At 37.8% G+C, this 22127-nt stretch carries 26 protein-coding genes and 1 pseudogene; 5 read left to right on the forward strand and 22 right to left on the reverse strand.

Annotated features, from left to right (window positions below):
• Nucleotides 1-501 precede the first annotated feature (501 nt).
• From V3595_RS06285 to V3595_RS06295, 3 genes are all read left to right on the forward strand, one after another.
• A complete protein-coding gene (locus V3595_RS06285) occupies nt 502-1326 on the forward strand; it encodes an alpha/beta fold hydrolase (protein ID WP_485906009.1) in 825 nt (274 codons plus the stop codon).
• Between the two features lie 18 nt (nt 1327-1344).
• Entirely contained in the window at nt 1345-2556 is a 1212-nt protein-coding gene (locus V3595_RS06290) for a SpoIIE family protein phosphatase (RefSeq protein WP_485906011.1), read from the forward strand.
• A 369-nt stretch (nt 2557-2925) separates the two neighbouring features.
• Nucleotides 2926-3171 (forward strand): hypothetical protein, encoded by a 246-nt coding sequence (locus tag V3595_RS06295; RefSeq protein WP_485906013.1) that lies wholly within the window; start codon nt 2926-2928, stop codon nt 3169-3171.
• A gap of 368 nt (nt 3172-3539) precedes the next feature.
• Here V3595_RS06295 and V3595_RS06300 read toward each other — a convergent pair whose 3' ends face one another.
• The 3 genes from V3595_RS06300 to V3595_RS06310 all read right to left on the reverse strand — a co-directional run bounded on the left by V3595_RS06300 (nt 3540) and on the right by V3595_RS06310 (nt 4764).
• Nucleotides 3540-4061, reverse strand: coding sequence for an MBL fold metallo-hydrolase (locus V3595_RS06300; protein WP_485906014.1), 522 nt, complete (start codon nt 4059-4061; stop codon nt 3540-3542).
• Entirely contained in the window at nt 3986-4291 is a 306-nt protein-coding gene (locus V3595_RS06305; RefSeq protein ID WP_485906016.1) for an MBL fold metallo-hydrolase, read from the reverse strand. The genes V3595_RS06300 and V3595_RS06305 overlap by 76 nt, the downstream gene beginning before the upstream one ends.
• A 371-nt stretch (nt 4292-4662) precedes the next feature.
• A complete protein-coding gene (locus tag V3595_RS06310; RefSeq protein WP_402902453.1) occupies nt 4663-4764 on the reverse strand; it encodes a hypothetical protein in 102 nt (33 codons plus the stop codon).
• Between V3595_RS06310 and V3595_RS06315 the strand changes: the two genes are divergently transcribed.
• Nucleotides 4730-5614, forward strand: a complete 885-nt coding sequence (locus V3595_RS06315) for an iron-hydroxamate ABC transporter substrate-binding protein (protein ID WP_485906018.1) — start codon at nt 4730-4732, stop codon at nt 5612-5614. The genes V3595_RS06310 and V3595_RS06315 overlap by 35 nt on opposite strands.
• A 191-nt stretch (nt 5615-5805) precedes the next feature.
• Here the strand turns inward: V3595_RS06315 and V3595_RS06320 are convergent, their stop codons facing one another.
• The 12 genes and pseudogenes from V3595_RS06320 to V3595_RS06375 all read right to left on the reverse strand — a co-directional run bounded on the left by V3595_RS06320 (nt 5806) and on the right by V3595_RS06375 (nt 13942).
• Nucleotides 5806-6021, reverse strand: a complete 216-nt coding sequence (locus V3595_RS06320) for an immunity protein YezG family protein (protein WP_485906020.1) — start codon at nt 6019-6021, stop codon at nt 5806-5808.
• Nucleotides 5945-6277, reverse strand: coding sequence for an immunity protein YezG family protein (locus V3595_RS06325; protein ID WP_485906021.1), 333 nt, complete (start codon nt 6275-6277; stop codon nt 5945-5947). The genes V3595_RS06320 and V3595_RS06325 overlap by 77 nt, the downstream gene beginning before the upstream one ends.
• Before the next feature lie 215 nt (nt 6278-6492).
• The gene (locus V3595_RS06330; protein WP_063235989.1) at nt 6493-7002 is read right to left on the reverse strand and encodes an Imm6 family immunity protein; all 510 of its coding nucleotides are present in this window, start codon (nt 7000-7002) and stop codon (nt 6493-6495) included.
• A gap of 122 nt (nt 7003-7124) precedes the next feature.
• Complete coding sequence (locus V3595_RS06335) at nt 7125-7886, reverse strand: hypothetical protein (protein WP_485906023.1); 762 nt, start codon at nt 7884-7886, stop codon at nt 7125-7127.
• Between the two features lie 155 nt (nt 7887-8041).
• A pseudogene (locus tag V3595_RS06340) lies at nt 8042-8197 on the reverse strand (hypothetical protein); the annotation flags it as partial.
• 41 nt (nt 8198-8238) lie between these two features.
• Nucleotides 8239-8787, reverse strand: coding sequence for a T6SS immunity protein Tdi1 domain-containing protein (locus V3595_RS06345; protein WP_377451216.1), 549 nt, complete (start codon nt 8785-8787; stop codon nt 8239-8241).
• 19 nt (nt 8788-8806) lie between these two features.
• Nucleotides 8807-9601, reverse strand: coding sequence for a polymorphic toxin type 15 domain-containing protein (locus V3595_RS06350; protein ID WP_485906026.1), 795 nt, complete (start codon nt 9599-9601; stop codon nt 8807-8809).
• Between the two features lie 640 nt (nt 9602-10241).
• Nucleotides 10242-10697 (reverse strand): DUF600 domain-containing protein, encoded by a 456-nt coding sequence (locus V3595_RS06355; RefSeq protein WP_485906028.1) that lies wholly within the window; start codon nt 10695-10697, stop codon nt 10242-10244.
• 17 nt (nt 10698-10714) lie between these two features.
• Nucleotides 10715-12742 (reverse strand): T7SS effector LXG polymorphic toxin, encoded by a 2028-nt coding sequence (locus tag V3595_RS06360; protein ID WP_485906030.1) that lies wholly within the window; start codon nt 12740-12742, stop codon nt 10715-10717.
• The gene (locus tag V3595_RS06365; protein WP_485906031.1) at nt 12739-13026 is read right to left on the reverse strand and encodes a YwqI/YxiC family protein; all 288 of its coding nucleotides are present in this window, start codon (nt 13024-13026) and stop codon (nt 12739-12741) included. The genes V3595_RS06360 and V3595_RS06365 overlap by 4 nt, the downstream gene beginning before the upstream one ends.
• A complete protein-coding gene (locus V3595_RS06370; RefSeq protein WP_283902511.1) occupies nt 13026-13454 on the reverse strand; it encodes a YwqH-like family protein in 429 nt (142 codons plus the stop codon). Before V3595_RS06370 ends, V3595_RS06365 begins: the two co-directional genes overlap by 1 nt.
• Nucleotides 13455-13693: 239 nt before the next feature.
• A complete protein-coding gene (locus V3595_RS06375) occupies nt 13694-13942 on the reverse strand; it encodes a hypothetical protein (RefSeq protein ID WP_485906033.1) in 249 nt (82 codons plus the stop codon).
• A gap of 362 nt (nt 13943-14304) precedes the next feature.
• Here V3595_RS06375 and V3595_RS06380 point away from each other — a divergent pair, with 362 nt between their 5' ends.
• The gene (locus tag V3595_RS06380) at nt 14305-14709 is read left to right on the forward strand and encodes a hypothetical protein (protein WP_485906034.1); all 405 of its coding nucleotides are present in this window, start codon (nt 14305-14307) and stop codon (nt 14707-14709) included.
• 150 nt (nt 14710-14859) lie between these two features.
• Here V3595_RS06380 and V3595_RS06385 read toward each other — a convergent pair whose 3' ends face one another.
• From V3595_RS06385 to V3595_RS06415, 7 genes are all read right to left on the reverse strand, one after another.
• On the reverse strand, nt 14860-15153 hold the full coding sequence (locus V3595_RS06385; protein WP_485906036.1) for a hypothetical protein: 294 nt from the start codon (nt 15151-15153) through the stop codon (nt 14860-14862).
• A 360-nt stretch (nt 15154-15513) separates the two neighbouring features.
• On the reverse strand, nt 15514-16539 hold the full coding sequence (locus V3595_RS06390; RefSeq protein ID WP_485906038.1) for a serine hydrolase domain-containing protein: 1026 nt from the start codon (nt 16537-16539) through the stop codon (nt 15514-15516).
• Between the two features lie 127 nt (nt 16540-16666).
• Entirely contained in the window at nt 16667-17497 is an 831-nt protein-coding gene (gene nadE / locus V3595_RS06395; RefSeq protein WP_485906040.1) for an ammonia-dependent NAD(+) synthetase, read from the reverse strand.
• Between the two features lie 34 nt (nt 17498-17531).
• A complete protein-coding gene (locus tag V3595_RS06400) occupies nt 17532-19001 on the reverse strand; it encodes a nicotinate phosphoribosyltransferase (protein ID WP_101221977.1) in 1470 nt (489 codons plus the stop codon).
• Between the two features lie 61 nt (nt 19002-19062).
• Nucleotides 19063-19614 (reverse strand): cysteine hydrolase family protein, encoded by a 552-nt coding sequence (locus tag V3595_RS06405; protein ID WP_485906042.1) that lies wholly within the window; start codon nt 19612-19614, stop codon nt 19063-19065.
• A 14-nt stretch (nt 19615-19628) separates the two neighbouring features.
• Nucleotides 19629-20393 carry an NUDIX domain-containing protein gene (locus V3595_RS06410; protein WP_485906044.1) on the reverse strand — a complete coding sequence of 255 codons (765 nt, stop codon included), beginning with the start codon at nt 20391-20393 and terminating at the stop codon, nt 19629-19631.
• A 194-nt stretch (nt 20394-20587) separates the two neighbouring features.
• Nucleotides 20588-22117, reverse strand: coding sequence for an acyl-CoA carboxylase subunit beta (locus tag V3595_RS06415; protein ID WP_350302525.1), 1530 nt, complete (start codon nt 22115-22117; stop codon nt 20588-20590).
• Nucleotides 22118-22127: the final 10 nt, after the last annotated feature.

The following is a 22127-nucleotide window of genomic DNA, read 5'->3' on the forward strand; positions in this document are numbered from 1 at the left end:
TAAAGGAACGTTGTCGGCCTTTTCCGGGTATAAGAAGTTCGTGTATACGTAATTCTAAGAGTTTCCAAAAGTTTTGAAACTCCACGAAGTGTATCAATCTCCCCCCGATTCCAAGTCATTTTAAAGCGAGTAAATTTATCTTACTGCCTTTGTAAATCAGTAGATTGATGTTTATTCATGCTTATTAATAGATCTTATATGATGGTTTGAGGAGATAATGTGGTTCCTCATACTTACTGACCAGCAAATCTGAGAAGATCCTGGATTATATTGAAGGCTACTTTGTTCCCGATTAAGAATACAACCAATTCAGTTTTATTCAGTATATTAGGGTGACAGAATTTTAAAGGTAAATAGATGCTAAGACAATTTTCAGTTCAAGTAAATCCTGGTGAAGTCAAAGATAAGTTCCACCGATTTAGTACTAAAGTGTAATTCTTTAATTCGAATAAGGTTAGTGTTAACATATAGTAAGTATATCTTCTAATGAAGGAGCTAATTATGAATCCCAATATTTTATTGCGTAATAATGTAAAGTTTAAAGGAAGTGGTACACGACCAATGATATTTGCTCCAGGTTTTGGTTGTGATCAAAATGTCTGGCAATCAGTTGCAAAAGACTTCGAAGATGAATACCAAATAATCCTATTTGACTATGTTGGGTCAGGTAATTCAGATATACAGGCATATAACGTGGAAAGATACAGTACTCTTGAAGGGTATGCACAAGACGTACTTGATGTTTGTTCCGCATTAGACCTAAAAGATGCTATATTCGTTGGACACTCTGTTGGATGTGTGATTGGCATGCTGGCATCAATTAAACATCCTGAATATTTTTCTAAACTTGTTCTGGTTGGTCCTTCCCCTTGCTACCTGAATCTGCCTAATGATTATTACGGAGGATTCGAGAAAGAACAACTTTTAGGATTGATTGATATGATGGACAAAAATTATATTGGCTGGGCAACCGCCTTTGCTGGAACGGTAATGAATAATCCAGATCGACCAGAGCTTAAACGGGAACTAGAGAATCGTTTTTGTTCTACTGATCCTATTATTGCTCGGCAATTTGCGGAGGTTACCTTCTTTGCAGACAACCGTAAAGACTTACCAAAAGTAAAAGTACCTTCACTCATTTTGCAATGTTCAGAAGATGTTATTGCTCCGTCAGCAGTAGGTGATTATATACATAAGCATCTTCCTAATAGTTCATTGAAATTGATGAAAGCAACAGGACACTGTCCACATATCAGTCATCCTGAAGAGACGATATACCTAATTCGTCAGTATTTGGATGAATTTCCGACAAACGATTTACGGTAAGGGATGGTGTGAATTTTTGTGAATGAACAATTAAATGAGGCTCCCTGCGGATATTTGACACTATCAGAAGAAGATACTATTTTATCCGTTAACCAAACCTTACTTAAAATATTGGGGTATAATCTCGATGAATTGAAGGGACAGCATATTAATTTTATCCTTTCGGCTTCTGCTATACTCTTTCATCAGCTTTATCTGGTTCCTCTGATTAAGTTAGAAAATCACATTGAGGAAATATATATATCCTTAAAGTCTGAAGACGATGAAGAAATACCTATGTTACTAAACGCTGTTCAAAAAGAGCGTGATGGAAGAACTATTATTGAGTGTGTGGTGATTCCAATGCGAAAAAGAAACGAATTAGAAAATGAGCTTCTTATAGCCAAAAAAGAGGCAGTGACAGCTCTAAATGCTATGAATAAGGCTTATTCTGATTTAGAGAATGCTCATGAAACGATGAAAGTTCAAAAGGATAAACTTATTGAATTAAATGAAAAAAACGAAAAATACAAAGTAGATACAGAAAGAGAAATGGATCTTGCTAAAAAAATCCAAGAAACACTATTAACTGTTCCTATTATTAATGAACATCTTGAAATTCAAGCGTATTATAAAGGTTCCAATCAATTATCAGGTGATCTATATGGATTTTATCAAATTGACGCCCAACGGTATGGCCTTATCCTACTTGATGTGATGGGGCACGGGCTTTCTTCAGCTCTCATAACCATGTCACTTCATTCCATATTTCAGAGATTAATTTTAAAAGGTTCTGAAGTGAAAACTGTGATGAAGGAATTAGATGATCACCTTCATTCTTTATTCAAAAACACAAGTGAAACTTGGCATTACTGCACAGCCGTCTACCTTTTAATCGATACTGATAAGAGAGAAATTAATTATATCAATGCAGGCCATCCTTCCGTTCTTTTACAGGATATAAACGGAAAACAATATCAGTTGCGTTCTAATCGGCCTCCACTCGGGATGTTTGAAGAAATTATTTTTAAAACAAATACCCTTACATACAATAAGGACAGTAAGCTGTGCCTTTATACAGATGGAGTTGAAGAACCTCTAGGTTCAGACCGTTTATGCTCATTGTTAAAGGCCTATTCGGCTGCCCCTTTATCTACACTTAAAGAGGAAATTATACAATCGCTTAGAAATGAAGAGGACACTGACCAACGTAAAGATGACCAAAGTCTTATTTTGGTTAAACTAAAATAAGACTTTGGGGTTGCGCTATCCGTTACATAAACTAATACAGATTGCTGTTCAATTTCTTGGGAGTTCCTGTAGTAGATACTATTTTAGTTGGTTCGAAAACCGAGAGTCTTAATGGACCAGTTTAGTAATTGGAATAAAATAAAACAAATGAGGAGCTATCCATTTTGGGTAGCTTCTATTTTTTATGCAAAATAATTATTAAAGATTGCGTAATATAAATAATAAATTGACAGCGTCCGATCCAAAAATCATCCAGCTACAAGCACACTTTCAATCGATTTAACCAGCTTTTCATTCATTTTGTTCCATTTGCCTTCCAATCCTTTCCATCATAAAATGAAGCTATTAAAGAGGAAGGGGGCATGGCAAATGAACGAAGGTAGAGATCCATTCGTTTCTTCACTCGCTTCTCATTTAAACATGCGGATCACTCGTTTGGCAGAAGAAAGGGAAATCCCACTGGAAAGATTATTGGATAAGTCCGTCGAATTGTTACTTGAATATATGGAAGACAATGAATTGATCAATGACCATGTTAAATTAAACAATGTTGAAGCGATTAATAAAAATAATGAAATCATTCAGCAAAGCAGGCAGATTCTTAAGAAAGACTAGCTTAAAAACACTCAGCCATCACGGTTGAGTGTTTTTAAGCTTTTATATATCAGAGCATTGCTCACCATCAACTTCATGTCCAAATAAAAAAGGCAGCCACTAGGACTGCCCCTGTTGAACAATTGTTTTACAGTTGTTTCATTCTTTTAGTGATTAATAAAAACGATGCTTGTTTTTTTTGCATTTTTTACATTCACAACGTTTTCAAGGAAACCATACTGTACTCGGGTCATTGTTCTCAAAACATTTTTCTTCATAACAACTATTTATCTGCATACTAACACCCTCCTTACTATTGTATATGCATGGACTAATGGAAGGTGTGGACAAGTTGCTTAAAGATTAGAAGTGAATGAGAATTAATTAATTCATTTTCCATGTTGCTGGACAATTTCCAATGTATGTGGAAGCAAACTGAAATCTCCCCAAGTTTTATGACCAGGAATAACGATTTTCGCATCTTTATACACATACATTAAATTCTTCATCGTATTTGGCCAAGCTTCCATGTTAGCTTCATCAATTATCCCCGAATTCTTTTGTTCCAGTGCAAAAATCATATCACCAAATAATAAGTTATACTTTGGAAGCCATATCGTCATGTTATCAGAAGTATGGGCTTCCCCGGGGAAGTAAATTTCGATTTTCATATTCCCAACTTTTAAAGTTGATGCCATTGAATCCAGTGAAGGATCAGGCATAGGATAGTTGAACTCTCTTGCCAACCTTGCAGTTTCAGGAGTACTTTCCGTTTTTATTTTTTGATCCAATAATGCCTGTATACCTCCGATTCTATCATATTTGTGGTGAGTTATTATAGCCAGCTTGACAGGTTTTTGAATTCCTTTTTTATCATATCCAATAATTGCTTTGCCAGTATATCGTCCCAAGCTGCATCAACTAAGACGATTCCTTTTGAAGTATTAAGAACCAGACCATTCGCACCAATCTTATTACCTTGGATTTCCGTATATGTTGTATGTACCCATACATCCTTTTTTATTTGAGTTAGAACTACTGATCCATCCTCACTGGTTATTACCGTTCGTTTTGATTTAGTTTCATGAGCTGAAACCAGTGTCGAAATGTTTAGTAATAAAAAACAAAAACTTGCTAACACGATTAAAAACCCTTTTTTAACTTTTTCATATAATTCTTCCTTTCTATACTATATTTATAGAATTATAGATATTTCCAAATTTTAGTTCAAATATATATGACTTCTCAACTATTAGACCATAATATAGTTATGTAAACAAATACTAATCAAATTGAATATTATAGATTAATCAAAATTTAACGGAAGACTTCAACATCAAGTATTTAACGACGCAGGCAGAAAATGATGACTGCGAACACTGCAATTTTTTAGTACACAGAGTTTAGCCATCTGGCGAAAGTTATTGACAATGATTATCATTACCATTAATATATTGATGTAGTCATTGAAAATGAATATCATTATTAATTAGACATTTTTTTGATATGTTTTTAACCTACTCTATAATTAATAAGGAGAAATATCAGAATGAAAAAGCTATTCATCCCCTTCCTACTCTTGTTCGTACTTATTCTTAGTGCTTGCGGGAACAAAGAGACAGCGAACGAAAATAATGCATCCAAGGCTAAAAAAGAAACAGTTACATATCAATCAGAAACTGGCCCTATTGAGATTCCTAAAAACCCAAAAAGAATAATTGCTCTCTCTAATGGACCTAATGTATTGGCTTTAGAAGGTAATGTCGTTGGGATAGACCAATGGACTAATATGAATCCCCTTTTTAAAGAAAGGCTAAAGGGAGTGGAAGTCGTATCAGAAGATAACCTCGAGAAAATCATTGAACTGGAACCGGATCTAATCATAGCGGGATCCGAGATGAAAAATATTGGAAAGCTAAATGAAATTGCTCCAACTGTAGTATTCACTTGGGGAAAATTAGATTATTTATCACAGCAAATAGAAATCGGAAAACTCTTAAATAAAGAAAAGGAAGCAAAAGAATGGGTTAAAGATTTCGAAACGCGTGCAGAATCCGCTGGAAAAGCGATACGTGCAAAAATTGGTGAAGATGCAACCGTTTCTGTGATTGAAAATGATGCTAAGGAGTTTTATGTATTTGGAAATAATTATGCACGTGGAACAGAAATATTGTATCAAGCAATGGACTTGAAAATGCCTGAAAAAGTAAAAGAAAAGGCACTTAAATCCGGCATTTATGTCCTCTCATCTGAAGTGCTTCCTGAATATACTGGAGATTATATTATCTTTAGTAAAAACCCGGATGTGGTTAATTCATTTGTGGAGACCGAAACGTGGAAAAATATACCTGCAGTTAAGAACGATCGTATATTTGAAATAAATAGTAAAGCATCTACCTACAGTGATCCAATCACTTTAGAGCATCTTCTGGAATTTTTCGAAAAATCATTTCTTAACAAATAATATGCAAAGAAGGAATTCTTTAAATGAGAATTCCTTCTTTAATGTGTTTTATACTTGAATTTCTTCTCAGAATAATAAAAAGCAACTGTTGGCACTCAAGTGTTAAATCTAACTGATATTCATATCAATCATGAAAAGACCTTAACTTTTGCGTTAAGGTCATAAAAAGAACAAGCTTTTCTTGTTCTGCATTATTCTTTTTTAAGGTATTCTTCTAAAATACTCTTATCATATTCAGATTCAGGTAAAATACCCAAACGAGTATATTCCCAAATAACCCTTCTTTCGTGATCATCTGCATCCGATAGATCTTCATAATCATAGTCAACCTTAAATTTCCCTGTACTTTCTAAAGTAAAAGTTAAATTGGTCCATTGTTCTTTCTTGATTATTATTTTTAAATTCATCTGATAATTCTTTTAAAACCTTTATTAACCTCCGCCATGTATCTCTATACTCTATTCTACTAATACAATGTAACTCAGGGATATCGTGACTATATATGAGTTTATCAGTAATATTAGACTGATAGAAAAAGAACGCAGTCCCTGTCCCCTCAGTAACTTCTCCATACAAAATTACTTTACTCCATTCTTCTGGAATCATCTCATTTACAGTTTGAGCTATTTTCTGATAATATTCATTTAGTTTTGATTCATTCATTTTTTATCCCCCTGCTCTATTTTCAAATGTTCTTAGTAGTTTTTAACAACAGCCCTTACCAAAAGTTATAATCTGTATACTTAGGAATAATGAAGGTGATAACTGGTTTTACCAGTTATCACCTTCATAAACAAACGAAATTATTAATATGTTAAAAGTTCTATTGTAAATCTTGAAGTACGTAACACAGACAAATCCATAGGTTTATTGGATGTTTAAAATAATTTTATAAATTCTTCTCTATTTATTAGGATTTTATTATCTGTACACAGATAATCATGAAGAACTGATTCCATTCTCTCAATTTCATCTACTGTGAGAAAACTGGTTTCAACTGCACTATTTAAAAAGATTGTGATACTATCTGCATGAATACCTTCCAGTGATTGTGGTAAATATTTTACTTTTTCTAAATTAAAAGCTTCCCAAGATGTATAAGCAACAGCATCAACTAGTAGTGACCATAGTCTAGCAATATTCATTTCTTCTTCTTCCTCAGCAAATTCTGAGATTCCTGTATAGTCTGCATTATCAATAAGCTCATACAGTTCATCCCCAGTTACAGCATGGGATTCTACCCATAACCAACATTTATCCAATGCTTCTCTCCCTTCTGGATATCTTTCATCGTCTTTACTGATAACAGAAAATACTCTTTCAGCCACAGTTAAAACAAAGCCCACTTTTACTTCACTTTGTATATTATCAAATAATTTATTTTCCATAAGTTCCTCCTTATATTTATTCGATTTTCCCATCTTTTAAAACAAAAGAGAGCAAACCATTGGTTTTAACACTGTCATCAATCTCCGATGTTACGACTATTGTTAGGTTGGGATATTTCTTGCTAGCTTGATAAAATATACCACTTTTTTTCAATTGGATAGGGTTTCAGCAATCCTTTACTGCACTTATTACAAACACCTCTCGGATTAGATTGGTGAATTCTTAAAGTTCCTGTAATATCGCTTGGTTCGATTCCTGCTTTTTTTACGACAGAATCAAATTCATTTAAAACTCCTTCTTCAGCATGCCTTGTGAACTGTGCTAATTTAGGGTTTTTTAAATGATCATACGGGGCCCTAATATCCCTATTAGGTAAGATTTCGTCTAATGAAGGTAACCCTGCTTCTTTTCTTACTTCTGGAGATCCTCCTTTAAAAGTTAAATCTTCAAGTCCTTTGATATCTGTTCTACCCACAGCTATTGTATTAGTCTCAGGAACATTCCAATTTTTCCTTAATTCATCCAAATCAACTTTGCCAACCTCTATCTTATTTCCAGCACTACTAAGGTTCTTTGTTTCACCCGTCCCCTTAGGAACACTCTTCACTGAAGCAGCCTCTACTTTGCTATCCTTAACGGTGAATTTCTGATAAGCTTCCTTAATTGCCTGCTTTTCCATCATAACTTGGGGAAGGCTTGGTCCTCCTGCGAGGGAAACTTGTTCCACACTTATACGTTTAGGAATTTCCTTTTTACCTAGTTCTTCACCTATATTTTTTAACGTGTCTTTTCCTGATCTCGCTATGTCTGTTATTGTAGCTTGAACCTTCTGAACCTGCTTTTGCGCAAATTCCTTTACTGTAAGGGACGAACTTTGTACCACTTGCCACTTTTTTCTAAGCCACCTTGCCTTGAAGTAAATCTGTATGATTTTAAGTCCTTACGGCCTATTATCGGAGGAGCCCGATATGGCGTAAGATGATCCATTTTCATATTTCAACAATGAAAAGACAAAAGACCTTAACTTTTGCGTTAAGGTCATTCAAAAGAACAAGCTCTTCTTGTCCTCCAATATTCATTCTTAAGGTATTCTTCTAAAATATTCTTATCATATTCAGATTCATGTAAAAGACCCAAGCAAGTATATTCCCAAATAACCCTTCTTTCGTGATTATCTGAATCTGATAGATCTTCATAATTATAATCATAATCTTTTCAACTTGATTGGTTCTCCCTTATTCGATTGGTCCCATGAATTGAGTAATCAGATAAATATGTTCCATAAGTTTCACCTTTTTCAGGTTTTCCACTTTATCTGGTCCACCTAATCCAAGGAGAGGGGTATAACCAAAACATTCATCAAAATCTGGTTCTCCATATTTATCAACTGCTTCAGGATAAGGATTCCATTCTAATTCTTCAACAATAAAGCTATTATCATTTAAATCATCTAGAAAAAAGTCAAAACCAGCTGAAATAACATTTACATTGCCTTTTCTAAAATTTAGCAAATTTAAATATCTTCCTTTTTCCCAAACAATTATATCGCCCATAGATGTAGCAAATAACGGAATAGCATCTTCGCTTCTTATATATACATCTTTTAAAAGTTCTTCAAATACATCAGGGTTTACCAATTTTAAATAACCTTTTAATATACTCCCAAACCCGTATTGCCTCCATATTTCTGTTATTTGTTCTGGTATCTTCTCTTTATATTTATCGATGACTTCTTTATCAATTTTTTCTTCTAATATAAATCCTTCAAATACATTATTTGACAAATTATTCTCCCTCCAATAATTAATTCATTAATTTAACATTTAAATATGTTGATTTTCTTTCTGATTCAACCATGGTTTTTGATAGCTCTCTTATTTGTTCATCTAATACATCTATTCTGTATTTCCATTGAGAACCAATCGAAGAATTAACTTTTTTATCCCCCATTCCACCTATATTAATAGGATTTCCTCCCGCAATTTGATCCGGGTTATGGAGAGCAGCTTGAGTTTCTAACCATTCATTTGCTTTTTTGTTTGCGTCTTGTCTAGACAATCCTTGTTTACGTAATTCTAAAACTTTTTCTTTTAAAGCTTCTTTTCTAGCAAGTTTTTGAGCTGCATTCCCTTCTAAAGCTCTTCCTTCTTCTATATATCTTTCTCTATTCTTTAAATACTCTTCAATAGTTAAATCATTCAACCCTTTTTCTTGGTCTTTTAACTGTCTTGCAAATTCTTCTGCATTGTGTTTTGGATTTTGCTTGAACATAACATCTATTTCTGAGATTCTTTGGACATGGTATAACATGCCTGTACCCTTACCACCATCACTCTTCACCGCAAACTTCTGTACTATATCCTTAATAGTCGTTTTATCAAAAGTGACATGCTTGTAGTTGTTTCCATACGCCGTGGCTAACTCTTCGACCCTGATACGGAGAGGCACTTTCACTTTACCGATTTCCCTGCCGAAGGCTTGAACCTTCTGAACCTGATTTTGCGCAAATTCCTTACTGTATGGGATGAACTTTGTACCACTTGCTACTTTATCTGCGACCTTCGCCGCACCTGCCACTCCGCCGATTCCAAGTGCCATCAACAGTCCGTTCTGGCGCTGTTCCTCAATTAGCTATGTCCTTGCCTGTAACTGCTTCGCCTAGACCGTTGCGTTTAAGCCGTACAGATCGCACTTGGTCTCATGGCAGATCAATTATTGGATTAATCTTCCATTTTACTTTACCCTAAAAACATTTTTAAAGATAGTTTCTTTTTTCCTCTACTCTCGTAATACACTGTTCACAGTCATTACAGTCTATAAACACGACAATAAGAATTTAACATTTAGAGTACTTATAAAATTATAGTGCTCTATTAAATTTTTACGCTAAAAAGCACTCGTTGCCTATAGTAGACAATCAAGTGCTTTAAGTTCATACATGTTCTAAGTTTAGTAATTTCTTTGAGTTTTCATAAGTTTGTAAGTTTCATATTTTATGTTGACAGTATGACATCTTTTTTGTATCTTGACAAGTGTCACGCTTAAACCTATGAGCTTGTGCACTCTCGCTTGTTTGGTTGCCGATGACATCTATGGAGTGGTCCTATCTAGAAAAATGTCATCTCGCCCTATTCTCTTTCTTATTGCCTAAATATTAAAATAACATTGACACTTCTTGAAGGAATAACCTTCATGCGCCATTAATTCAAATTCCAGCATATCTTTAACTGTAAACAATTTAAAGATTATTATTTTTTACCTCCTCAAACCACTCATCAGCAAAATCATCTGCCGTTTTTATATCATCATTTGTATGTACTAAATCATACTTGTATTCAGCTTGAAGACTGCCACTCTTAGCATCATATATTAATTTCAACTCCGTTGGCATGTCTCTTTCGTATTCTTTGCATAATTCTTCAATTTTTTCGGCATCATCATTGATAATATTTAATACCATAAACTGTCGTTCTGTAGATACATCATATCTTTCGTCCCCATTCTCCAATGCATCGTTCACCTTATGACATTCTACATACTTATTGTTAATTAAATAAAAGAAACTGCTCGATATCATATCTTCTTCACATGAAGCATAAACATATACTTTATCGGCTCTATCTTCAACATATTCCATACAAATGGATATCATATCAGCTTGCAGTTCACTAAATCTATCTTCAAATTCTTTCATACTACATTGCACTCCTTTTATAAATTTTTAAATTTTGCACTGCCCGGCTTACCATCAATAGTGTAATTAACTATAAATTTGTCTGGGCGCATATCATTCCCAGAGTAATTTATAGCAACATCAACTGTTACTTTTTTTGGTGGTGTTTCTTTTAGAGCTGCAGCCCATTTATCTTCGACTTTCTTATATTTCTTCAAATTAACATCAGATAATTGCGATACCAAATTGTCAATTTTAGGTGATCCTCCAAACCTATCAGCTGCCAAATGTCCTGCATGGTCCTGACCTTTTACTTTACCTGGTGTATTCTTGCTGTGTGACAATCTGTCTTTTCTCTTTGTTAATTGTAAATTTTTTGTTTCAAATTTTGAAATCCTACCTAAATTATCTGTTTCATATAAGTAATCATACTCTCCAGTTTTATACCTAATATCAGGCTTCAACCTATTTTTTCTACCATTTGTAAACTGTTTTCCGTTGTCGATAAATGTTTTGACTTCACTTACTCCAGAAATACCTTTACCCGTACCCTTAGGAACACTCTCCCCTGAAGCCGCCTCTACTTTGCTATCCTTCACCGTGAATTTCTGATAGGCTTCCTTAATTGTCTGCTTTTCCATTACAACGTGGGGAAGGTTTGGTCCTCCTGCGAGGGAAACTTGTTCCACACTTATCCGTTTAGGAATTTCTTTTTTACCTAGTTCTTCACCTATATTTTTTAACGTGGTTTTTCCTGATCTTGCTATGTCTGTTATTGTAGCTTGAACCTTCTGAACCTGCTTTTGCGCAAATTCCTTGCTGTAAGGGATGAACTTTGTACCACTCGCTACTTTATCGGCGACTTTGGCCGCACCTGCCACACCGCCGATTCCGAGTGCCATCAACAGCCCATTCTGGCGCTGTTCCTCGGTTAGCTGGTTGCCGAACATGTCTTTGCCGGTGACGGCTTCGCCGAGGCCGTTGGCTGCGAGGAGTCCGTATATCCCGTATTCGGTTTTCTGGAGGAGGCTAAAGCCTTTTGTCGTTTTATAGGCATCGAGCGCGTGGTTCGCTGCGTTGAGTCCTTTGGCCGTTTTGTAGATGGCGCTGCCGCCCTTGATGGCCCGGCCGGCCCAGCCGACGACGGGGATGAATCCAGCGGCTGCCATGGCGCCTGCGGCGATTCGTTCGGCATCGGACAGCTTGCGGCCCGTTACTGGATCGACTCCGGTTGAGGCCCTGATAGAATCATAATATCCCGTGAATTCCCCTGTAAAGGTTTTTGTCGTATCCCAGGCTTTTTCGTACCATGGGCGGTTTTCGAGTTCTTCCATTTCCTGTTCGATTTTCCGGGCTTCGGCTTGCTGCTTTTTGAAGGTTTGATAGTCTTTCATCTGACCGGCGACTTCATCCTTCACTTGATAGACATCACTGCTCTTGAATGCCGATTGATTGAATGTCATCGGCGAAACGTTGCCGTCCTGTTTGGTGGCATCAAGCAAGGCACGAAAGAGGCCAACGGCCACGTTTTCCTGCCCGACGGACACATCATATTCCTCGATCAATTGCCGGTCGACATTCTCGACCTTTGTCACGGTGTCATCCAGCCTGTGCCCGGCCAGCGTGATTTTTTCATTAAAGTCCTTTTGGTCGAATATATCAAGAGGCAGGATATCGTCAATGCTGTTCAGGATCTTTTGAAGATCGTTCGCTTGTTGATCGACAAGCGACTTCGCTTGGTTGATGCCGTTCGACACTTCGCCATCTAAAAAGGGAACCTCGACAACCGTATTTCCGGAGAGGTCCGCCTCTTCAAGACTGGCTGGAATGCCTTCCAAAAAACTGATTTGGGTCGTGAATAGCTCCATCCAGGCGTCCGCCACCTCGATTTGCGCTTCATAGAAGCTTTTGATGGCGGCAGCACCGGCTCCCTGAAACTCGTTATCCAGGCCGACGATGCCCTGAAATTCCTTTTTCAGGGCTGTGACTTCCTTCTTTAGTTCTTCATATTGCTTGGCGCGCGACTTGGTTGCGGCCGTCAATGTCTCGGCTTCATATATCTTCATCGCTGATACCCATATGAAGACGTATGGGTGATGGCTTCATCCTGTTCTTTTAATAAGTCAATGTTGGCACGGGTATCTTCCACATTTTTCTGGACGATTTTGATATATTGCTCCAAGACCTTCTCCAGGTTCGTTTCGCGGTCGATCCATTTCGAAGTGAATTCCAATTTATTGCTGCCCAGCTCGCCTGCCGGCAAATTTCCAAGCGTGACTGTACCAAGTGCCGTCTTCACCTGATCGACTTGCTTTGTTACGGCAGGATGATTCAGTTTGATTGTCGTCATTAAAACAACCGCCTTTTTAAATCTGAAATTTTACTTTCCAGCTGCTCAAATGCCTCTTCGCCTTTGCTCAAAAGGGAATCGGCTTCTTGGGCTATATTCCCCGCTATGCTCAGAAGCGTATTCTCGGCATTCAGCTTTGTAATCATCGCCTCAATTTTCCATTGGTAATCGTCATAATCGTCATGAATGATACTAAACATCACATTATAGGCATCATGACGAGCTTCCTGAAATTGATCCGAGCGATTCCCTGTCCAGCTGCCACCTAGCTCAGGGTCTTTTATTTTCCTAATCTCGTTTAAGCACATGCTCTGCTCTTTTATAATATCGTTCTTCGCATTTTCTAAACGTTCAATTTTCACATGTAAATCAGCTTTTTTACTGGAGATAGCAGAGTGTATATTACTCAAAATATCTGCATAAACCATGAAACTCACCTCAGAAACAGTATAATCCTACACTAAATGTCATATTTTCCTATTTAATATTATAAGGATTATAGTCCGAGAGTTAAATAGGGAGAAATATGCTATTTTGTCAGTTGAAAGAGAAGATTGGCATAAAAAAGTTCCTACATACCATATTCTTCATACCCGCCATTTTACCAATTTTAAACAATCGAACAGAATATCATCTCATTGGATTCTCTATAAAAATTCCAACCAGTTCATTCAAACTGCCCATGACTGTATCTGTGCAACAAATCATCCCGAACAAATTCCCTGCAAGTGGAAGATAAATGTGACCGTTCGGGATGAATCAAATCACCAAAAGGCAAATCACCGACAAATTTAACTTCACCTTCAAAATCCTGTCCGGATTCAGCATCAAAACCGATTACTTTCACAAAACAAGTTTTGTGTCCGGTTTTCATAAAATCAATTACTGTTAACACATGATTATGTACATCATTCATCCTTTTTTCCTCCAACTCTAAGCATTAAGTTTTACTACTTTATAAAAAAAGAAACCGATCAAACAATCATGGCTAAGATTGCTAAAGGCATTAAAAACATTGGAAATAGTCACTCCTGCTTTCCATGAATTACTTTATTTTTCTATGTACTTTGTTCGATCTACCCTTATTTAACTGAACTTGCATGTCCTGACTTCTTCAATCACTTATGCTTTTTTAACGTTTCCCAGAATATACTTCTCTTAGCATGTTTATGATTTCACATTACTACCATCGAAGGTCAGTCTGGCAACCCCGAGGACCTCCCCTCTTCTATATAGATTTATAACCTGCTATAATCTAAGGATTGGAGGTGTGAAAAAATGAAAGAATTCATCCAGATATTAGCTGAAATCGTCAATAATCTTCACGATTTTATCCTATTCTTTGTAAGCGACACATTAAATTCAAATGCAACGGACAAAGATCTGCATTTTTGGATAATGGGAATCATCGGTATCATCATATTTTTGTTCGTGTTATTTTTATCTAATTTAATTGCCCGGATGCGTTTTGGGATAACGATACTCTCTTTCCTTTATACCTTTACTGTCATGGTTGTTTTAGTATTTGCCATTGAAATACAGCAAGCCCTTACCAGCAGGGGGAATATGGAGTTTCAAGATGCGGCGATAGGCCTTTGGGGGTACATCGTATTTTTCATGGTTTTTGCTGTACTTTCATCCATATTCCTTTTGGTGAAGAATTTTTTCAAGCAATCAAAATAAAGGTAACGATAGGTCACCTTGCTTAAAACATTCCTAATGCCTTTCAATAACTAGAAATTCGGATTTTGTATTGGCGGGAATGATAAACTCTCTGTAGCATCATCTTAAATGGGAAGGAAGGTTACAGAGAAGCAAATTTGATTCGGGGGATTACTTCGTTTCACTTTCATTGAATAAATCAATGCTGAACAGATTAAAAGAATCGTCGTCATTAATATGTTCCTGGTCATTTCCGGGTATATCAGGACTATTTTCCCTGCGACGGCGATTTACTTCCCTTAATTCCGCTTCCAGAAATTCCGCTTGTTCGTGGGAAAGCTTGATCGTGATTTCATTATTTTGATCATCTGCAGCTTTCAAGAGGACATAACTATCCGCAGCATTACGTAAAGTCACATTGCTTACTGTTAAGTTCATGTTCGCGAGTTCATATCTTGCCTTCATAAAGTAAAAAGAACCTCCATCGGAAAATACCGGTTAAAATAATGTATATTAAATATACTCTACTTCAAGATATCTAAATATACAAATTCTTTGTTTGGAAAAGCCTTGAAACCTAAAGAAATCTACCTCCTTAACGAGCTTCCCAAGACCATATATGGAAAAGTGATGAACCATATCATTAAAGCCGCGTTCTTGAATAAAGGTCCAGGTGAAGTTTCATCCCTTTTAAAATCCAGAAGTTTTGGAACAAATGGAGCAATTGAATGCGAATTCGTCCCTTTCTTAAAAAAATACTTGAATGAATTCACATTAACTATAAATAAATGGAACCCTTCATTAGTGGAAAGGTTCCATTTGTTTTTATAATTCTTTCTCAATCGCTCTAGTAATATGGTATGGACCTTTGCTTTTATTTGAAGTAATAACGGTTTTCAATCGATTTGCCGGATATACCGCAGAATTGAAACTTACACCCGGGTCATACCCCACAAGATGATATTTGAAAATCCCGTCATTTTTTTTACGGATCCATATACCATACCCATAGTATTCCCCTTCATCTTCAGTAGCAATATGGGCTTCCAATAAGAGATTGGTATATTCTTGATTCAGTAACTGATTGGAAAATAACCCATCCCAAAACCTGAACATATCTGATGCGGTAATATACGCCCCTCCATCCGCACCGCCTTTGATGGGAAGGGAATAAACGTTGGTTCTCCATGCTCCACTTTCTTTGTCTATGTACCCTAATGCAGTATTTTTAGGAAGCTGGTCCATGGAAAAATAACCTGAATTTATCATTTCACAAGGAAGAAAGATGTTCTTGTCGATATATTCAGAAAATTGGAGTCCGGTTAGTTCCTCAACAATCAGTCCTAATAAAATATAGCCTGCATTATTGTAATGAAATCTTTCCCCGGGTTCAAACATCATCACATCATCTTGAAACATTGGGAGGAAATCTTTTAATCTTTTTATATGATACATCGGATTTTTCTGCCAAAGCTCTTCAAAATCATCCATCACTTTCTCATCAAAGTAATCCGGAATGCCCGAAGTGTGTGTTAAGAGGTGATGAATGGTTACATTTTGATGGAAATCAGGAAACACGATAGGAAGACAGTCTTTAAGCTTAAAATCAAGCCTAAGTTTTCCTTTTTGTATTAACTGGCAAATGGCTATCGCGGTAAACAGTTTACAACCGGAAGCAATACCGAACCTTGTTTCGGTCGTATTCATGATTTCATCCGCTCGATTGGAATAGCCATGTGCTGAGCTATGGATCAGGTCATCTCCCGCTTTCACAGCGATAACACCCGAGAATTCAATTTCCTTGCATGTTTCTTCAATAATCCTGGATATATCCATATGTAGAGTCGACATTTCGTTTTCCCCCTTGCCGGTAAAATTTTCATAACCGATGTGTTGGCCAAGGTGCTCATTAGGTCTTGCCAAAAAGCCCGCATCTTATGTGATGCGGGATAACTTATTTCAAATTTCACTCGTTCTTTTATTTCCACCAAGTATCATAAACATTAATGGCTTCATTGCGTTTATGTTCGGTTTTAGTATACCATCCTTCGATGATTTCGGCAGCTTCCGTTCTGATTTCCTTGCCTTCAAGATAATCATCGATTTCATCGTAGCTAACGCCTAAAGCCACTTCATCAGGAAGTAACGGTTTGTCATCTTCTAAATCTGCCGTTGGTATTTTCGTATAAAGACGCTCAGGAGCACCGACGAATTTCAGGATTTCTTTTCCTTGCCTTTTATTTAAGCGATATAATGGAAGGATATCCGCTGCACCATCACCATGTTTCGTAAAGAAACCTGTGATCGCTTCAGCTGCATGGTCCGTACCAAGCACAACGCCTTTATACAGTCCGGCTAAATCATATTGTACCTTCATTCGCTCACGTGCCTTGACATTTCCCCTTAAGAAATTCGATAGCTTTTCAGAAACCGCTGCTTCCACAGCTTTTACTGAAGCATCCACCGCTTCCTTGATGTTGACAGTAACCGTTTGGCTTGGCTTGATGAATTTTAAAGCCAGCTGCCTGTCATCTTCATCAGCCTGTACTCCATATGGCAAGCTTACAGCAACAAACTTATAGTCGCTGCCATTTTTTTCTTCATTCAATTCATTGACAGCGGTTTGAGCAATATACCCCGCCAGTGTTGAATCTTGACCTCCGGATATCCCAAGTACAAAACTTTTCAGAAACGTATTTTTCTTCATATACCCTTTTAAAAGATCAACACTTTTCCTGAATTCGGCTTCAGGATCGATCGTTGGTTGGACAAGTAATTTTTTTACGATTTCTTTTTGTAATGGACGCATTGGCATAGCCCCGCTTTCTAATAAAATAGATTGGTCATTTCGTTAGCATTCTTTCTACATTGGCTTTAACTTCATCTATATTCCTCATTTTATTATCCCAACAATCCTGGCTTAGATCTACCGGGTATTCTTCAGGATTCAGTGCACGAAGGTACTCCGGCCATAATACTTGGAGATTTTTTTGCGTGAAGGCCTTGATTTCATCTATGGTCGGCAATTCATAAATCAAACTTCCATCCTTGAATATATCCACATGCAGATCAACCGCATCGAAATCCGTGACGAATTTACTTAGGAAGGTATGGACAGGATGAAACATTTTTAATTTTTCCTGTTCCTGCGGCTTCTCATATTCCATCGCCAAATAATCACCTTCAGCATGATGATTCACTTTATTGATGATTCGGTATACTCGTTTTAAGCCAGGTGTCGTAACCTTTTCAGGGTTAGAAGAAATTTTGATGGTATCTCTCATATTCCCATCTTCGCCCTCTATTGAAACCATTTTATAAACAGCACCGAGCGCTGGCTGGTCATAAGCCGTAATCAATTTGGTTCCGATGCCCCAAATGTCAATTCTTGCTCCTTGTTGTTTCAAATTGATGATCGTATATTCATCCAAGTCATTGGAAGCGACAATCTTCGCATCATGGAACCCTGCAGCATCAAGCATACGCCGTGCTTCTTTTGATAAGTAAGCTAAGTCACCGCTGTCAAGACGGACGCCAATGAAATTGATTTTATCGCCCAGTTCCTTGGCAACACGGATTGCATTCGGGATGCCAGAACGCAATGTATCATAAGTATCAACCAAGAATACACAGTCTTTATGGGAAACAGCGTATTTATGAAAAGCTGTATATTCATCTTTATAAGCTTGAATCATGGAATGTGCATGCGTCCCTGAAACCGGAATGCCGAACAGCTTTCCAGCACGTACATTACTAGTGGAATCAAAGCCAGCAATATAGGCCGCTCTCGCTCCCCAAATTGCAGCATCCATTTCTTGCGCCCGCCTTGAACCGAATTCAAGGGCAGATTCTTCACCGATTACCTGTTTGATGCGTGAAGCTTTTGTTGCCACGAGTGTGTGATAGTTCACAATGTTAAGCAAAGCAGTTTCAATGAGTTGAGCCTCACCAAGCGGTGCCTCCACCCGTAATATCGGTTCATTGCCGAAAACGAGCTCTCCCTCTTTCATACAGCGAATCGCTCCCGTGAAACGAATGTTCTTCAAATAATTCAAAAATTCTTCATCATAGTGCAGATCATTTTTTAAATAGTCGATATCACTTTCCGAGAAGGAAAAGTTTTGAAGGTAATGGACAATTTTTTCAAGTCCCGCAAAAATCGCATATCCGCTATTAAATGGAAGCTTTCTGAAAAATATCTCGAAAACTGCCTTTCGATTATGTGTTTTGTCCTGCCAATAAGTTTGGGCCATATTGATTTGGTAAAGGTCAGTGTGTAATGCGTAACTGTCGTCGTTGTACTTTTTTTCCATGGATAGTTCCTCCCAAAAGAGAAGCATTCGCTTCCCTTCTATTCTGTTGCTTGAATGGATATTATAGAATGGTTGCTCCAAGAGATCCTTTAAAATGTCCAAGCGCCCAATGGTGACCGGCATCATTGAACGAGGCCACTGCATTTTCATATACAAAGATATTATAGCCTAGATTATAAGCGTCGATTGCCGTATGCAAAATACAGATATCTGTACAAACCCCGACTAAATATACATCAGTAATGTGGCGTTCCCTTAGGCGGATATCTAGGTCCGTTCCTGCAAATGCCGAATAACGCGTTTTATCTATATAATGAACATTCTTTTGATTTTTATTTGTTTCATACTCTTCTTTTAACGCCCCATATAGGTCTCTACCCATTGTACCGCTAATATTATGCGGTGGAAACAAATTCGATTCAGGATGTAAGCGGTCTCCTTCTTCATGTAAGTCAATCGCGAAGACTGTGTATTCGCCTTGTTTGATAAATTCCTTGGTTATGCTGACAAGTGCCTTCTCGATATCCTGGCCTGGCTTCCCGCAGGTCAATGAACCTCCGTCTGCCACAAAGTCATACGTATAATCGATATTGATCAATGCCTTTTTTCCCATTGCACGATTCCCCCTCAATAGTAAATAGAGTCCATGACAACCTCTGCATTAAATCGGTAAAGCTGTGAAGGCCGATACGAATTACGTTTCGTTTTCTTCTGCATTCCCTTTTCATCCAAGACTTTCTCCAAAAACGGGAGTTTAGGGGCTTTTGCATAAAAAAGTGAGTCAGCGCTGATTTTTGCATCATCTCTGGCTGTCAGCAAAACCCGTTGCAGTTCAGAAAGTGTAAATTCATCCGGCAGGAATTTTTGGGCTATCGTCGTTTGCACCATTTCTTTTTTCATTAAATTCATCGCATCGTTTATAATTGTATAATGATCGAATGCTAGATCTAATTGTAAGGCTTCCTGAATCGTGAACAATTCAACTTCGGCTGCGTCGTCATTCGCTTTTCTTTGATGAAGAAACTCTTCCTGGACAATGGCATAAAAAGCATTGGATATGATCCATCCCCTGGGATCGCGTCCCGGCCGGTCATAAACCCCGAAATGCTTGACATGGAATCCAGTTACGCCCGTTTCTTCTTTCAATTCTCTTTTGGCAGCTTCATAAGCAGTCTCGCCAGCATTGACGAAACCTCCGGGTAAAGCCCATTTATCTCCTTCAACATTCGGGCTTCCTTCCTTATCTTTTGTGGCACGTTTGATTAATAATAGCTTCAAAAACATTTCAGGCGGGGCTTTCTCTGCCGTTTTCTTCGTAGTAATCGTAAAGATCGCAATATCTGCCGTATATCCATCTGGAGTAATATATTTCTTTTTTTCCTGCTGAGCCATGGCAACTCTCACTTTCTTTCACTAAGTATGGAATTAAGTAATTAGTAAATCATTAATTACTAATTATAGTACTCTTCCTTGTGTAATTTAGCAACTCAAAATCAGAAAAATTTTCTAATTATTTAAAAAATCATTTATTTTATTACATGAAAACAAAACCCGGTCATCATGACCGGGCTTGTTTATTGAATTCTTTAAACGGGATAGACCCCATGTTTACGATCGGTAAATGTCAATTGCTTACTGCTATACGCTTCAAAGCGGGCACTCAATTCATCACGCAGGTCATTTGGCTGGATGATGCCATCAACAATCATCTCGGATGCTAAGCGGTAAATATCGATGTCTTCATTATACTCATTGCGCTTCTGTTCGATGAATTTAGGGCGCTCTTCTGGTTCCATTGCATTGATTTTATTGGCATAGACTGCATTGACCGCAGCTTCTGCCCCCATGACCGCTATCAATGCCGTCGGTAAGGCCAGAACGCAGTCCGGCTCAAAAGCTGGACCGGCCATCGCATATAGTCCAGCACCATAAGCCTTACGGACAATGACAGAAATCTTGGGAACCGTGGCTTCACTCATGGCCGAAATCATTTTCGCACCATGGCGAATGATCCCTGCCCGTTCGACCTTCGTCCCAATCATGAATCCTGGAATATCCACCAGGAACAACAACGGTATATGGAAAGCATCACATAAATTGATGAACTTGGCTGCCTTATCAGCTGAATCATGGAACAGGACGCCGCCCTTGACACGCGGCTGATTGGCTATGATCCCTATCGTTTGTCCATTTAGCCTTGCAAGCCCAGTGATTAATTCAGGGGCAAATAGCTTCTTGATTTCACAGAACGATTGCCTGTCTATAATCCTATCGATCAGGTCATACATATTGAAGGCTGCATTCTGATTTTTAGGAATCAGTTCTTCCAACGTTTTTTCAAAATCCGCAGGCAGCTCAGGTTTTACGCTTTTAGGCCTTTCTTGATAATTTCCTGGAAAATAGCTTAAGTACCTGCGCGCAAACGCGATCGATTCTTCTTCTGACTTGACAAGCACATCTCCGCATCCTGAAACGGAACAATGCATTTTCGCCCCGCCCATTTCCTCTTCACTCACCTTTTCGCCAATGACCATTTCTGCCATTCTTGGTGAACCTAAATACATGGATGCATTGCCATCAACCATTACGACGATATCACAAAAAGCTGGGATATATGCCCCGCCGGCAGCAGACGGACCGAACAATAGACAAATTTGCGGGACTTTTCCTGATAACTTTACTTGGTTGTAAAAGATACGTCCTGCTCCGCGGCGTCCCGGAAACATTTCTACTTGATCTGTAATTCGTGCCCCGGCAGAATCGACTAAATAAAGAAGGGGCAGCTGTAACTTCTCAGCTGTTTCCTGAATGCGAATGATTTTTTCGACGGTTCTTGCTCCCCAGGAACCAGCTTTAACAGTCGAATCATTGGCCATGACACAGACCCTCTGACCATTGATTTTCCCGATGCCTGTAACCACACCATCGGCAGGCAGACCATCACTGGCACAATTAGCAAAGAAAGCGTCCTCTATTTCAACCCCTTCATCGAAAAGCAGTTCGAGCCGTTCACGTACGAAAAGCTTTCCTTTTTCAGCGTTTTTTTGATGATATTTTTCTAAACCGCCTTTTTTAATCGTCTCAACCGTTTCGGTTAGTTTATCCGTCGTTACCATCCCTGTTCCT

Source organism: Bacillus sp. CFBP9009, assembly GCF_036541465.1.
Lineage (GTDB): Bacteria > Bacillota > Bacilli > Bacillales > DSM-1321 > Peribacillus.